Below are 14,111 nucleotides of genomic sequence, written 5' to 3'. Positions count from 1 at the left end.
CGATTGCGGGCGCGCGGCCGGCCCCACACCCGCTATGGGCCGGGCGACTGCACCTGACGTTCGCGCACGATCGCCCGCCACAACATGAATCCTGCAGCCATCGCCATCAGCATCAACGCGACCAGCACCAGGGCAAGATCATCGGGATTGCGCAGCAGCGGTGCATGCTCATGGGTGAGGATCTCGAACACCACCTGCTGTGCCTGTGCCAGCGGCAACCTGCCCTGCTCGCCCAGCTCCACCAGGCACGCCGCTGGGGACAACTTGGCCACGCCGGTCCATGCCAGGTCGTACAGGTGCAATGCCCTGAGGGCCAGCGCCAGGATCGCGGCGTGCAGCGCCATCAGCCCCCAGTTGGCACGTCGCAGGCGTTCCGACAGGCGGCCCAGCCGGTAGACGCTGATCGACATCGCGCCCAGCAGCGCCAGTACCACGCCCGCCATCGGAATCCACTGCAAGGGTTGCCACGGTGCAAGCGCAGTGGACCGCGCCAGCAGTTGTTCGGCCACCTGCATGCGCGCGACAGGGTCGGGCCCACCGCATGCGTCATCCACCGGCTCCAGCAGCAGTCCCACACGGTAGTGGAAGAAGCCGACTGCAAGGGCGACCGCCAGCAGCGCCACCACCTGCAGTGCCAGCAGGATCGGGCCAGGACCACAGATACGACAGAAGCGGGTAGCAGCAGAGACCATCGGTTCATCCATGACAACAAAGGACCATCCTAACCAAGCGCCCTGTGCTTGTCGGCTGGCGGATACGACAACCGGCGCGCGGTCCCGGTAGGATGTGGATGAGCATGGATGGTCGTATGTAGAGGTGTTGTGGATGGTCACGCTGTATCTGTGGGTGCGAACGCTGCTTCCGCTGCTGGCGTTCGTGATCGCCTGGATGCTGCTGTCGCGCCTGATCAAGGCCCGCGTGGCGCGCCTTCCACGGGTTCCCTTGAACCTGCCCGAGCACAGCAGCAGCCCGCGCAGGAAGGACCGGCGCATCTACGCGCGCAAGCTGCGGCGAAAGCCAGGTCTGCGTACCGCAACTCGCCCGGCCTCCGCGCCGCGCAGCTGGAACCTCGCAGCGGTGTTCGTTTCGCTCTTCACGTTGATCGCCACCGTGCTGGTCGTGCCGGATGGCGCGCGCTTCCAGGTCATGGTCGAGAGCATCACCGGCTACCCGGCTACGATTGCTGGAGTACATGTTCCCGCTGCCGGGCAGCCCCTCGTACTACAGGCGTGGCAGCCAGCACTGGCGCAGCTGTCGCGGCCGGTAACGATGCGCTACCCGATCGGTCGCACCGGCGGCGAGCATGAAGCGCACGCCACGCTACCGGTGCAGGTGAGGCATCAGGGGGATCGGCTGCAGGTGGCTACGGCAGTGCCGGTGGACCCCGAACGGTTGCGTGCGGAGCTTGCGCGCCTGGCTGGGGTGCCGACGGAGTCAATCACCGTCCGCCAGCGCGAGATCTCACCCTGGCTGGAACCCGGCTGGAAGCCGCTGGTCGACCTGTAGAGTCGAGCCCATGCTCGGCTGCTGTTGCAGTAGATCCACGCCATGCATGGATGGATGCAGAGCGGAGTCGAGCATGGCTCGATTCTACAGATCACGATCCGCGCGGCAGCTTCGCGGCCCACATGTTGTCCGCCAGATTGGGATAACGCCGCCCGTTCTCTTCCGCACGCTGCCGGGCTGCCTCCTTCTGCGCAGGCGACAACGGCTGCGGCGCCTGCCCCTTGGGCTTGGGCTTCTTCCACGGTGGTGTCTTCGGCTCGCGCATCGCCGCAGCTTACTGCTTCAGGAAGTTCAACAGCGCCAGATTGAAGTGATCAGCATGACTGGTGTTGCAGCCATGCGGCGCGCCTTCAAGGATCACCACTTCGCTGCCCGGAATGGCTCGGTGCGTGCGCTGGCCAGAACCTTCAAACGGCACGATGGCATCGCTGTCACCGTGCAGGATCAAGGTAGGCACCGTGATCTTCTTCAGGTCTTCGCGGAAGTCGGTGGTAGCAAACGCCTTCATGCACCCCAGCGCTGCGTTCTGGTCGGATTGATGGCACAACGCGATCGCCGCCTGACGCGTCTCTTCGGTCACCATCAACTGGCCATGGGCGCTGAAGAAATCGCGGGTGAAGCCATCGAAGAACGCCTCACGATCCTTCTCCAGACCGCTGCGCATTTCATCGGCCTTTTCCTGGGTGAGCGGGCCTTCCGGGTTGTCATCACTGCGCAGCAGGAACGGCGGCACCGCCGCTGCAAACACCACGCTGTGCAGACGGTCCTGCCCATGATTGCTCACATAGCGCGCCACCTCACCGCCGCCCATCGAGAAGCCGACCAGGGTGACGTCGTGCAGGTCACGCTCCTCGATCACCCCGGCCAGGTCCGCTGCCAGCGTGTCGTAGTCATAGCCCTCGGCTGGCTTATCGGAACGGCCGAAGCCGCGCCGGTCGTAACTGATCACCCGATGCTGCGCATCGCGCAGGATCGACACCTGTTGTTTCCAGGCATCGGCAGACAGCGGCCAGCCGTGGATCAGAATGACCGGGCGGCCGTCACCACCGGTGTCTTCAACGTGCAGGCGGATGCGGGAAGCAGGCATGGGAGCTCCTGTGGAAGGGGAGGCTTTCAGGCTATTGGCCGCCGCCTATCGCGACCGTGACGGAATCGCCGATCGCCATGACATCGCCTGCACAGGCGACGCCGCCGGAGCCGGGCCGCCAATGCGGGCATTCACTCCGAAGAAGGGCCGTTTCATCGGAAGCCGGCTGCAGCGGCCCAAACGCCATGCGAGCCTGCGTGAACCATCTCCGGGAGTTTCGCCATGCTGCTGCTTACCTTGCCCCTGCTTGCTGCCGGCCTGGCCACCACGCCGAACGCTACCGAGACCCTGCGCGAGCAGATCCGCCAGGCCGACGCGCAGCTTTTCGCTGCCGCGTTCGACGACTGCGACGCTGACAAAGCGGCAGCCATGACCACTGAAGACATGGAGTTCTTCCATGACAAGGCGGGCAAGTCCGCCAGCAAGCGCGACGACTTCCGCCGCAGCGTGGCCGCCCTGTGCGAGAGCACGCGTGTCAGCCACACCCACCTGCGCCGCGAACTGGTGGAAAGCTCGCTGCAGGTGTTTCCGCTGCACGATGACCGCGCCCTGGAGATTGGCGACCACCGCTTCCATGAGCGTGATGCAAAGGGCATCGAGCACTGGACCGGCCAGGCCCGCTTCATCCAGGTCTGGCGCCGCGTGGATGGGCGCTGGCTGGCAGAGCGAGTGATCAGCTATGACCATCGGCCGGCGGACTAACCCCTCGGGCGCGCTTCACGGGCCGGATCTATACTGGCGGGGTCCACCACGACCCAGCGCTACCGTCCGATCGCCATGGCAGAGATCACCCCCAACCATCCCGAGTACGGCCTCAACCAGCAGATCCGCCAGGGCGTGGCCGCCCTGGACGCCCAGCATGGCCGTCCGTTCGACCAGACCAGCGAACGCCTGACCGCCAGCCTGACCGTGCTCGCCCGCGAGCAGGGCCTGCAGCAGGTCGACCATGTGCTGGTCAGCAATGCCACGGCCCAGCATCCGGCCGGGCACAACGTCTTCGTGGTGCAGGGCGACCCGGCCAATCCGGCGCACCTGCGGGCGATGATGCCGACGGCTGTGGCGGTACAGACGCCGGTGGAGCAGTCGATGCAGAAGCTGGGGCTGGGTGTGCAGCCGCAGGTCGAGGTGCAGGCGCAGGAAATGCAGAATCCTGCGCCGCGGATGGGGTAATCGCTGCGGCTTGAAAAGGGGGCAGCGCATTGCGCCCTGCCCCCTCGTTTACAGCTTGGGCACCGCAGTTACAGCTGGATGCGCGCCACGCTCTCGTCAGCGCCCTTGTCGTCCTTCTCGCCGTTCTTGATGCTCACGAACAACACGTTGTTCTTCGCATCCAGCGCCAGGCTGTTCGGATGGGTCGGCACCGTATAGGTGGCCACCTTCTGGTAGCTGTCACTGTTGTAGGCGGTCACCGTACCGGCTTCGCGGTTGGTCACGTACAGGCGCTTGCGCGGTGCATCCAGCAGGATGCCCAGCGGGCCGGCATCGGTCGGGATGCTGGCCAGTTCCTTGCCGGTGCTGCGGTCGAGCACCAGCACGCGCTGGCCCGGGTGCTTGCTGACCAGGCCGCTGCTCTTGGCCTGGTAGCCACGCAGGAATTCCGAGCCCTGGTCGGTCACGAACAGGCGCTTGCCGGCCGGGTCCAGCGCGATGTTCATCGGCTGCTCGGCGGCGATCTTGTGCTGTGCCACCACCTTGTTCGAATCGGTGCCCACCACCACCAGATCGGCCAGCAGGTTGCTGGTGTAGACGCGCTTGTTGACCGCATCCAGCGCCAGGCCCGGCGCTTTGGCATTGCCCAGGCCGTCGATGGTGTTGATCACCTTCAGCGTGGTGGTATCGATCACGAACAGCACGCTGCTCACGTCCGGCTGGCTGCTGTGGCCGGTCACGTACAGGCGGTTGGCGGCGCTGTCGACCACCAGCTCGCGCAGGTCGTGGGTGTAGGCGGCCTTGCCGTCCTTGCCGGTCTTCTTCTCCATCAGCTGGAGGGTGCCGACGGCCTTGTTCTGCGCGGTGTCGACCACGGTCACCGACAGGTCCACGGTGTTGCCCACGTACAGGCGGTTGTGGGCGTCATCCAGCACCACGCCGAACGCCTTGCGCTCCAACGGGATGCGGGTTTCCACGGCCAGCGTGGCCGGGTTCAGGCGCAGCACCTGGGCCGGGCCGGCGTCATCGCCGAAGCCTCCCGACGAGGCCACGAACACGGCGTTCTGCTTCGGGCTGTAGGCCAGCTCGTACAGGCCCTTGGCCACGGCCTGGCGCTGCACGGCGGTGCTGGCGCTGGCGGCAGGTGCGTTGTCGGCGAACGCCGAAGGCACGCCGAGGCTAAGCGATACAGCGAGGGCCAGAGCGGCCGAACGGAAGAGAGGATTACGGAACATGCGAGCGTCCTTGAATGGGCACGGGAAGGTGTCCTGGCTCGCTGGGCCGTACTGCGACGGCCCGACCTGCATCTGTCTGCGCGGGTGGGCTGGCTGGGGTTGCCGGGGAATGGTAGCAGGTGGGGGGCGTGGCGTGCGCCGGCGCGGGCATGGCCGACGCTCGACCTCGATGCTGCGCCCGCCGCTATGCCATCCGTGGGCCGTGGCTCTGCTGAAGCTGCTGCTCCTCCTGCAGGCGCTGCGCGTCTCGCTGCGGCTCATTCTGCTGCAACTGCGCGACCCGATCGAACGAGGCCTCCACCGGTGCCTGCGCAGCCACCTCCGCCGGCATGCTGGCGCGCTGGTGTGCCGGGTCACTGCGGTCCCCCTGCACGATGAACAGCTTCGGTGCGGTATCACCGCGCTGCTCGCCCAGCACCACCTCGTCCACGCGCGAGAACTGCTGCTCCTTCGACAGCGCGAGCAGGCTGGCACTGACATTGCCGTTGCGCGCCCCGAAAGCGCCGAGGTCGGCCACCTGCTGATGGATCTGGTTGAGGCGGGCATGATCGTCATGCGCCGGGTCTGCGGGCGTGCCGCTTGCCGCGAGGGTGCTGTTGCCGCGCCACTGCTCGCCGTTCTCGGTGAACATCCACTCGCGGAAGGTCTGCTTCGGCATCGGGTTCCACTGCACCTTGTCCAGCTCGCTGCCCTTCACCTGCTGCGGAATGGCGTTGACCGCGCGGATGTTGTCCAGGACCTTGGTGGCGCCCTCGTAGTTGCTGATCTCCCCGGCCAGCCCGACCGGGCGCAGGCCTGCGTGGTTCAGGGCACCCCATGCGAAATCGGTGCAGGCATTGGAGAAGAAGTCGTAGTTCATGTCGAATCCGTGCTTCTTCGGGTCCGCCGAGAACTCGAGGATGCGGTCGTACTGCTCCTTGCTGATCTCGATCGTGCGCTCGAAGCGGGGCTTGTCGTAGACCGACACGTCCATGTCATCGACTTTGCCCCTGTTCGGCTCGTCCTTGGTGCCTGCGTGGGTGAAACCAATGCTCTCCGGCAAGGGTTCACCCGAACGGCGCAGCGACAGGAACATGTGCCCCGCGAACGAAGGCTCCAGCAGAAACCTGTTTCCCTCGGCATCACGGCCGTAGCGCGGCGTGCCGGGGGCCGCCAGATGGATGGTTACGCTGTAGCGTTCGGCATCGTCCTTGTGCATGTCTACTTTCCTAGTGATTGGTAGCCAACGATCAATTCTGCTTTCAGGCCATCCAGCTGGGGTCGATCCTCCACAAGGTCGACCAGCAGAACGTAGCGCCCGGGTGCAATGCCTCCGACCTGCGCCAGCTGCAGCGTGCGATAGAGCACGTCTTCAGAGTACAACCCGGCCTCGGTCAAGCTATTGATGTCCACACTCCCCGTCGTCAGGTCTGTAACCACGCCATCATCGGCGATCTTCTGCGAGTCGCGTCCATCGCGGGTACGCTGCCAGAGCTGTACATGACGAGCCGAGCTGCCATCAATCCGCTCCAGGCGTAGCCGCGCTGGCAAACGTCCGAGAGTGATCTTCTCCGAAGCATCCAGCAGCCGTCGCGCGTCGGTATCGTGCAGCCGCAACCCGATGTTCAGAATCGGAATGGCCGGCTTCTGGGGTGCCGGCAAATCAAACGTGACCTCGGCAATCCGACCGGCCTTCTGCAACTGCACGGCCCGCGTGAACGGCACAACCGTGCGGGACTCGGCCTGTGCGCGCGTCAGCAGGGGCGGCGCAACCTCAGGCGCTGGTGACGCACGGCATGCCGCCAGCGCGCCCAGCACCGCCAGTACCACCGCCCCCCGCCGCAGTGGCCGCGTCATTGCTCCTTCAACCGCAGCGAATCGGCCACATCGGTCGTGGCCGCCACCTCAGTGGCAATGCTGGCGCGGCGGTGCCCCGGGTCGTTGCGATCGCCCTGCACGATGAAGATGCTCTCTGCCGCATGTCTGCTCTTCGTCGGCCGGCTGAGCAGCACGTGGTCCACGCGCGAGAGATTGTTCTGCTTGGCCAGCACCAGCAGGCTGGCGCTGATGCGCTGGCTGGCGGCATCGAACGGGCGGCCATGCGCCGCATCCAGTTCGGCCACTTTCTGGATCAGTTGCGCGAACAAACGATGGTCGGGATGAGAAGGGTCCAGCAGCGTGCCGGCCACTTCAATCGGCGTCGGCGGCGGCTCATCGCTGGCACGGTCGCCCTGGCGATGATGTTCGGCCTCGCGCTCGGGCATCGCGTGATGGGTTTCGGCATTCAGATCGCTGCCCGGGAACGGCGCAGCAATGCACTGGATTTCCGGCAGGTTGAACAACACCGCGAACTCGCCCAGGTTACTGCCGCCATCCAGCGGCGCCGGCAGCGGATGCAGGCCGGCGTAGTGCAGCGCCGCCCAGACGAAATCGCTGCAGCGATTGATGGTGGCCGGGCGATCCACATCAAATTCGAACTCGGCCGGTTCCTCAGCGAAATCACGCAGGCAGCCGTAATGCTCCTCGGTGATTTCCAGGGTGCGGCTGTAGTACGGGTCCAGATGCTCGTCCGCATCATCGTGGCGCACCTGCGCGTACTGCACGCCGGAGCGGGTTTCGCCCGGCACTTGGCGCGGTGGTGCGAAGCCATAGCTGTGGGCCTCGTCGCCCGCGGCCACCTGCAGATACATATGGCCGCGCGGCGAAATGCCCCCACTTCTTAACGGAGTGCCGGGGGCGGCCAGGTACAGCGTTGCGGTGTAGCGTGTTGCCTGCTCCATGCCTGTTCAGCCTTGATGGGTGCTGCGGTCCTGGCCGGATGATGGCATAGGTGGGATGGGCGGTAGGTGGAGGACAAAGTTGGGGCCACGACTGGCATGCTGAATGTGTGAACCAGCCAGCAAACGTGGGCGATCAATACCCCGCCGGTAGAGTCAGTCGGGGTCAGCCCCGTATAGTGACCTCTCCACTGCAAGGGACTTGCCGATGGGCACCGCAATCCAAGGGGCGCCAGCCTCGCTTCCCGCGATCTCGGCTTGGCGGCCTCTACTGCTTCCGCGTCATATGATGTCGCATCTAGCTCGCGCTGGCGCAATTTCCGGACTATCGGCCATGCTTACTCTGACGTCTGCATGTGCGCGATCGCCGGATACGTCTGCCCTCAATGAACGTCCCGCTGCCGCAGATACGCACCCTGCCCGCATCTCCATGACCGAGCTGCAGAAGCGGATTCTCGCCTATGCGGATTCGCTCAGGTCACGGGCGGATATCAGTCCGGACAAGTTCGGCACGGCGATAGGTGTCTCGCTCGTGCCAGACGAAAAGGTCAGCATCAGGCACATCGCAAAGGACCTGGCGACGACGGACGGCTACAACTATGGGGCGTCTTATCTGTCGGTTGAGTCGGCACGTGAGTTCCCCAGCCAAGAGGTGATCTTCTATCAGCTGGGCAAGCAGCCAGTGACGGATGCTCCGAATGCCGTGTGCTACTGGGAAGCCGAAAGTGCCGGACGAGCCCTCGAAGCCCTCGGATACAGGACCGGAGGAGAAGTGCCATTTCAGAGAGGGGGCATCAGGCAGTACCGGCGCCCCATCACCGGTGGTAACCAGGGTATGGATACCACCCTGTTGACCTATCGTTCCGATGGAGGTGATACAGCGAGAACCTGCGTCTACGCGGTCCAGTTCGGAGGGGGAGACAGATGAATACGATCCCCCTCTATCGGAAGATTGTCGCGCCGCTTTGCCCGTTACACTCGGCGTGCAGGCAGTGGCGAGGCTGCCTTATTTGGGCATGCGCAAGTAGGCAACCCGCGGTTCCGGCGCTTTCCATGTGGCGTCATCTTCAGTCCTTCCTGCAGGTCGCCAGTGCAGCGCGTGCCTTGCTCATCACATGCTCGCCGCACGAATCTGGATGTCGTGCTGCACCCGCTGATCTTCCAGCTGCTGGTCCATCTGATTGGCAAGCGCACGCTGATGCGCTTCACGGCTGACAGAGTCGAACTGCTGCAGTGACTCCTCCACCGGTGTCTGCGCCGCCATCTCGGTCGGAATCGCAGCGCGCTGATGTGCAGGATTGCTTGGCTCACCCTGTACCACGAACAGCATGTGCCCAGCTGGGTGTTCGCGCGTAGCGTTGCTCACCAGCACATGGTCCACCCGCTCCAGGTCGTTGTCCTTGGCCAGTACCAGAAGGCTGGCGGTCATGCGTTCGCTGACTTCATCGAAGCTGCGGCCGTGCTTGGCGTCCAGCGCTTCCACGCCCTCGCGGATCTGCTGATACAGCGCATGATCGGGATGACCGGGCTGCGTGGGGTCCTGCGGCGCCCGGTTCGGGCCCGAAGCCTCATCCGGTTCCGGTGCGAACGCGGCCGGTTCATGGCTTGGCGCCGTCGTAGGCTCGGCAGGAACAGTGACAGCCGCAGTGACTGGCTCGTGGTCACCCAACGGAGCCGGTTCGGGCTCTGGCACGTGTTGTGCCGCTTCCTGCTCCAAAGGCCATGGATCGCGCGCAGGCTCAGCAGGCAGCGGCTCCTTGAAGGGCACCGGTTCCACATCTTGAACTGCCATGTCCTGCTTTGGAGTGGGAGCAACCGCAGGCACCGGGGCCATCCGCTCCTGCTCCGATGCCTGCTCCGTGCGCTGCGTGGGCGCTTCCTGCCCTGCCGCTGCCAGAGACGCGGCAGCGTGTGGCGTCGCGCGTTCAGGTGCGGCTGAGTGCGCCTGCATAGGCCCGGTGGGCTCCGGCGTCTGTGAGGCGGTACGGTTTTCGGTGGGCGCCTCGTTGTTTGGATGGGGCTGAGGTTCGGGCTCCGCCTCACGCCGCAGCGGATCGCGCTGCTCGGCGTGCCGCTGAGACTCGGGCTTGTCCTGTGGGGCGGGCGTAGGCGGTGGCGTGACCGTTACCGCTGGCGGCGCCGCCGCAACCGCTGCAGGCGCGATAGGCTGCGCAGTGGCCGGCTCTTCCGGCCGTACTTCCGCGCTCACGTCCTGCTCAGATGGCTTGTCGCCATGTACCACCTGCGCGGCCGCTCGTGCAGCCTGTCCTGCATCCACCTGCGCAGCACCCAGCCGATTTGCCTCCTGCAGTGCCTGCCGGTACGCCTCCTGCTCACCCGCCGACAGCGCTGCAATACGTAGCTCGGGCGAGTCCGGCACCGGCGCCTGCTCATTGGCACGCGCGCGCACCTCATTCCATGCGGCCTGCAGCTCCTGCGTACTGGTGGTCGCGACGGCGCGTGCCACGCCATCCTGGCCTACCTGGTAATGGGTGATGGGCCGGGAGGCGCCGGCGTTGCCCTCGGCTACAGGCCCCAGCTCCTGCAATGTGGGTCCCGTAATGCCGTGCTGCTCGCGCGTGCGCGCCGTGGCCAGCGCAACCGCCTGCTCCCACGCCGGGGTCAGCGCAACGCCCGCAGCGTAGTAGCTGTGGCGCAGCTCGTTCTGGTTCACTTCCGCCGCAGACGGCAATGGCCGCGCGTCCAACGCGGCAATGGTCTGGTTGAACTGATCGAGTGATGGCTGCTGGATGGTGCGGGTCAGCTCCAACTCCAGCGCCATGTTGCCCTGCGCGATCTGGCCAGCATGGCTCCACTGCCCTGATTCGTCGCGCTGGTAAAGATGGCTGTCGGAGCCCTGGACGGCGTCGGGCCTGGCACGGGCCTGCTCCACCGCCTCCGGCACCAGCGGCACGAAGTCGCTGGCACGAGTAGCGGCGTAGGTCTCCAGATAGCTGGCGGCAATGGCGGCCTTGCCGTTGGCGATGTTGTTCTCGATGCGCTGCACCGCCTCGCGATTCAACTCGTCGGCGCGCTCGGGGGTGGCGGTCTGCGTCTCGTACACCCCCCTGTCATTAACGCCGGACACGCCAATCTTGACCTGCCGCGTCCACTGCTCGGTCTGCGCATCGCGGTGCCAGTTGGGATTGTCCAGACGGCCCTCGCCGTCCTTCGCCGGGATGCTGAAAGGATCCTGCGGCGGCGGCGCCTTGCCCAGCGCCAGCTCTACCGCTTTTACGTGGGCGTATGCGCCCAGCTCGCGGGCCTTCTCGTAACTGGCGCCCACACTGCGCTCAGCCGGATTGCCCAGGCCGTCGCCCGCGCTGTCCATGACCGCCTGGCGCTGCCAGTTCAGGCCATTGAACTGCCACGTGACATCGGCCTTGTCGGTCTGCCGGTAGACGCTGCGGTTGTCGAGCAGATCGGCGCCCTTGTCGAACGCCTTGCTCATCAGCAGCGCATCGCCCGCGACGATAGCCGCAGGGATGAAGCTGGACGTGCCGATCACCGATGCGGTGGCCATGCCACCGACCCAGCCACCGCCGTTCCGTGCCAGAGCGTGGGTGAGTTCGGACTGGGCGGCGGTGCCGTTGCCCTCTTCCAGCAGCTGCGAGGTGCGACGGGCGGTAACGACAGCGTCGGCGCCGGATGCGAGCAGGCCGCCGGAGCGGATCAGTTGGCTGGTGGAGGCTTCGCCGAGGAGCGCCTCCATAGAGACAAAACCGCGCTGCGAGACGGGCTTGTAGTTCCCGAGCGGTCCCGATGTCAGATCGTAGAAGCCCCGAGCCGCGCCATCGATCTCGGGCAGATCATCCAGCAGCGCCCTACGTACCTGAGCAGCCGTTGACTCAGACATTGTCAAGCGACCAGCCCTCACCGCGTCAGATATGGCCAGGCGCATTTCCATTCTGCCCGCGACTTCACGAGCTGACATATCCACCTTGCTTGATCCGCGCACCAAGTTACCCGGCGCCCCGTAGATTTCATCAATAACTCGCGAAACCCTCGAATCAGAACGGGTGACCGCCGCCCACTCGGACTCGACACCGCCCATAAGTTTCAACGCATTGATCTGACCTGCATGATCTACATCGTATTGAGCGAAGTGGGAGTACAGCTTCCTATTGACAGCGTTTGCTTCCGCATCGGTCATTCCGTTCGGCGTTGTTGCAAACGCGTCGCCGTTTATCAGCGCCACTTTCAGCGTGTCTCGAAAGCGCTCAACCCTCGCCGATACTCTTTGAAGTGTCTCAACGTCGTTCACCAGGGCAGCGCGGCCGTCTCGAGTCTCGCTCAGGCTTTCGAGGTAGTCCATCACTCCATCCGTGTAGGAGCTACGCGTACGGCCCCTGTGGGGTGAAGTATCCAAATCATCGGCGAGATCACCTATCACCGGCAAATAAAGCCGATTGGCCGATGTATCCTTGCCCAGCAGGTTGAATTGATCCAGTTTTTTCAGCAATGGACTGCTGGTGAACAGCGCCTGCTCCAAGATGTGATGGCTCTGGAGAATTGTCTTGGCAGTTGACATCCCTTTCTACCTCACCCCTGGAGATGCTGGGTCTTCAAATGTCGGAAGCGTCGGTCAGACGAACTCCGCGCGCATTAGGATGCCGGCCGAACCCACTCTCTATCAGGAAGTCCCTCATGGCCCGATCACAGAAAGCATTCGATGTATAGGGCGTTCTGAAAACATGCGCCGTGCCAATCACACTCTTGCGGAATGCAAACTTGGCCCCGCCGCCAATGCTGTAGTACTTCCCATTCGGATAGTCGTCCGTAAGGATCTTCACCGATGACGCATCCTCGTCAATCGCATCCAGCACTCTGACCACTTCGCACAAGTAGTGCGGCGCCGCCTCTGAGCCGTCTTCGAGCCGGAACTCACATTTCATGAAAGAGAAGCCGTCTGCATCCATGGTCTGCATGGCAGATTTCAGCGCTTCCGACACCAGCCAGTAGCCCTTGAAGCCCGCCTGCAAATCCTCCGGCATTTCGCCAATCCGGCTGTCATACCGCAATCGAGGGATTTCATTCATGGAGCCAATTCCGCCCGCCGATGGTGGTTCGCTTAGATGCTCCGGTAGTGGCAACTCGTTTTCGTTCTCCAGCACCACTCCGTGGCCGCGCCCGCCCCCGCGCACGTCCGGCCGGAGGAGATAGAACTCACCGTCCACTGGCGTATTTTCAGCTCCCATGAGCAACCCTCGATTTCAGCAATGAATGGATTCGCAGATTCAAACGTTCGGAGCAGATTTATTGTCCAGCCATCGACCAAGGCTCCCCAGCCTCTGTGAGAAGAACGTCACACGTGGCAGGCGCAACGCCAACTCCAGACTCAATCAGCGCATTCCGCACAACCCGATTACAGCACACGTCAGCAGTGAAACGGCGCGAACTCGGTGCACCCATGTCAGAGCTGAGCACACAGAAGCGAGCTGTAGAAGGGTCGACTCTATTCATCACTTCCTCGTTCATTTTCGTTCGCCACGCCCCAGCAAGAAAGCAAGCTACGGTGTCTGTCACTAGAGAACACGCCCAATCGCATTGTCATTAAAGATTGGGCTCGAAACCGCAGTACTACTCAATCTTCGAAGGGCCGTCCGGCTCAACAGTTCACAACGTCTTCGAACCAAAGCCCGTTGCATGCCCTGGCGGCTACGATGCCGGCACCTTCTACTGAGCTCTTGAAAATGTGGTCACAGAAGACTCCCTCGTAGTAGGGGAGGCGGAATACGTGGGCATCGCCGATGGCCTCCCGCTTGAATGCCAGACGCACGTCGCCCGTCAGATCGTAGTATTTCCCCTCCTCATAGTCGTCACTTACAATGATCTTCAGCTGGGATGCTGCCTCATCCAAGGCATCGATGGTCCTGATGACATCGCAAAGGAAATAGGGGCCACCCATTGCTCCATCAGCGAGTCGATAGTCAGTCTCCCTGAACGCAAAAGCACCTGGGTCCACGGCCGCCATCACCTCGCGGAGACGCCCGGAAACGAGCCAATAGCCGCTCATCCCAGCCTCAAGATCCTCCGGTGGCCACCCTTCGCTTGGGTAATACACCAGGCGAGGGGTCTCGGGCAGAGGCGGGAAGCCCCCCTGATCGGGACGCAAGAGGAAATTTGGAGGCGTCTTCAAGGAAGACTCGTTCTCAAAAACGACGCCATGCCCTTTGCCGCGCCGTCGGGCATCTGGGCGCAACTCGAAGAACTCGCCCTTCTTTGGCAGATTCGAATTCATTGCTTGTCTCACCTCAGAATCAATCCAAATAAGCGTGCCAAGAGCTTATCAGAGGGTGTCAGCCTTCCATGCCTTCTTCGAGTCATCCCCGCGCGCTCTCAGCCTGAAGTCCCCTCCACCGACATAGCGCACTACTG

Annotated in this window: 14 protein-coding genes; 4 read left to right on the top strand and 10 right to left on the bottom strand. The window is 63.9% G+C overall.

The genetic code is table 11. The features are described 5' to 3' along the window. Positions 1–32: 32 nt before the first annotated feature. The gene (locus MG068_RS01995; RefSeq protein WP_182267155.1) at positions 33–692 is read right to left on the bottom strand and encodes a hypothetical protein; all 660 of its coding nucleotides are present in this window, start codon (positions 690–692) and stop codon (positions 33–35) included. Between the two features lie 133 nt (positions 693–825). On the opposite strand from MG068_RS01995, the gene MG068_RS01990 reads away from it, so the two are divergent. Continuing rightward, complete coding sequence (locus MG068_RS01990; protein ID WP_132809010.1) at positions 826–1,506, top strand: hypothetical protein; 681 nt, start codon at positions 826–828, stop codon at positions 1,504–1,506. Positions 1,507–1,597: 91 nt separating this feature from the next. On the opposite strand, the gene MG068_RS21015 is transcribed toward MG068_RS01990, so the two are convergent. After that, positions 1,598–1,771, bottom strand: a complete 174-nt coding sequence (locus MG068_RS21015; RefSeq protein ID WP_165929916.1) for a hypothetical protein — start codon at positions 1,769–1,771, stop codon at positions 1,598–1,600. Positions 1,772–1,780: 9 nt separating this feature from the next. Beyond that, complete coding sequence (locus tag MG068_RS01985) at positions 1,781–2,593, bottom strand: alpha/beta fold hydrolase (RefSeq protein ID WP_132809008.1); 813 nt, start codon at positions 2,591–2,593, stop codon at positions 1,781–1,783. A 222-nt stretch (positions 2,594–2,815) separates the two neighbouring features. Between MG068_RS01985 and MG068_RS01980 the strand changes: the two genes are divergently transcribed. Together MG068_RS01980 and MG068_RS01975 are read left to right on the top strand one after the other, a co-directional pair. Next, positions 2,816–3,295, top strand: coding sequence for a DUF4440 domain-containing protein (locus MG068_RS01980; protein WP_132809006.1), 480 nt, complete (start codon positions 2,816–2,818; stop codon positions 3,293–3,295). Between the two features lie 75 nt (positions 3,296–3,370). Then, positions 3,371–3,763, top strand: coding sequence for an XVIPCD domain-containing protein (locus tag MG068_RS01975; protein WP_132809004.1), 393 nt, complete (start codon positions 3,371–3,373; stop codon positions 3,761–3,763). A 68-nt stretch (positions 3,764–3,831) separates the two neighbouring features. Here the strand turns inward: MG068_RS01975 and MG068_RS01970 are convergent, their stop codons facing one another. The 4 genes from MG068_RS01970 to MG068_RS01955 all read right to left on the bottom strand — a co-directional run bounded on the left by MG068_RS01970 (position 3,832) and on the right by MG068_RS01955 (position 7,736). Continuing rightward, complete coding sequence (locus MG068_RS01970; protein WP_132809003.1) at positions 3,832–4,977, bottom strand: YncE family protein; 1,146 nt, start codon at positions 4,975–4,977, stop codon at positions 3,832–3,834. Between the two features lie 184 nt (positions 4,978–5,161). Next, entirely contained in the window at positions 5,162–6,175 is a 1,014-nt protein-coding gene (locus MG068_RS01965; protein ID WP_132809001.1) for an XVIPCD domain-containing protein, read from the bottom strand. Between the two features lie 2 nt (positions 6,176–6,177). Continuing rightward, the gene (locus tag MG068_RS01960; RefSeq protein ID WP_132808999.1) at positions 6,178–6,813 is read right to left on the bottom strand and encodes a hypothetical protein; all 636 of its coding nucleotides are present in this window, start codon (positions 6,811–6,813) and stop codon (positions 6,178–6,180) included. Continuing rightward, complete coding sequence (locus MG068_RS01955) at positions 6,810–7,736, bottom strand: XVIPCD domain-containing protein (protein ID WP_132808998.1); 927 nt, start codon at positions 7,734–7,736, stop codon at positions 6,810–6,812. The genes MG068_RS01960 and MG068_RS01955 overlap by 4 nt, the downstream gene beginning before the upstream one ends. Positions 7,737–8,163: 427 nt before the next feature. Here MG068_RS01955 and MG068_RS01950 point away from each other — a divergent pair, with 427 nt between their 5' ends. Further along, entirely contained in the window at positions 8,164–8,661 is a 498-nt protein-coding gene (locus MG068_RS01950) for a hypothetical protein (RefSeq protein WP_132808996.1), read from the top strand. Positions 8,662–8,844: 183 nt separating this feature from the next. Here the strand turns inward: MG068_RS01950 and MG068_RS01945 are convergent, their stop codons facing one another. The 3 genes from MG068_RS01945 to MG068_RS01935 all read right to left on the bottom strand — a co-directional run bounded on the left by MG068_RS01945 (position 8,845) and on the right by MG068_RS01935 (position 13,974). Then, positions 8,845–12,264: an XVIPCD domain-containing protein gene (locus MG068_RS01945; RefSeq protein ID WP_132808994.1), complete on the bottom strand. Its 3,420-nt coding sequence runs from the start codon at positions 12,262–12,264 to the stop codon at positions 8,845–8,847. Between the two features lie 34 nt (positions 12,265–12,298). Further along, positions 12,299–12,931, bottom strand: coding sequence for an imm11 family protein (locus MG068_RS01940; protein ID WP_132808992.1), 633 nt, complete (start codon positions 12,929–12,931; stop codon positions 12,299–12,301). 410 nt (positions 12,932–13,341) lie between these two features. Beyond that, the gene (locus MG068_RS01935) at positions 13,342–13,974 is read right to left on the bottom strand and encodes a DUF1629 domain-containing protein (RefSeq protein ID WP_132808991.1); all 633 of its coding nucleotides are present in this window, start codon (positions 13,972–13,974) and stop codon (positions 13,342–13,344) included. Between the last annotated feature and the right edge of the window lie 137 nt (positions 13,975–14,111).

This window comes from Stenotrophomonas sp. ASS1, assembly GCF_004346925.1.
GTDB lineage: Bacteria > Pseudomonadota > Gammaproteobacteria > Xanthomonadales > Xanthomonadaceae > Stenotrophomonas > Stenotrophomonas maltophilia_A.
The sequence above is the reverse complement of the archived record's forward strand: the minus strand, read 5'-3'. Positions and strand labels throughout refer to the sequence as shown.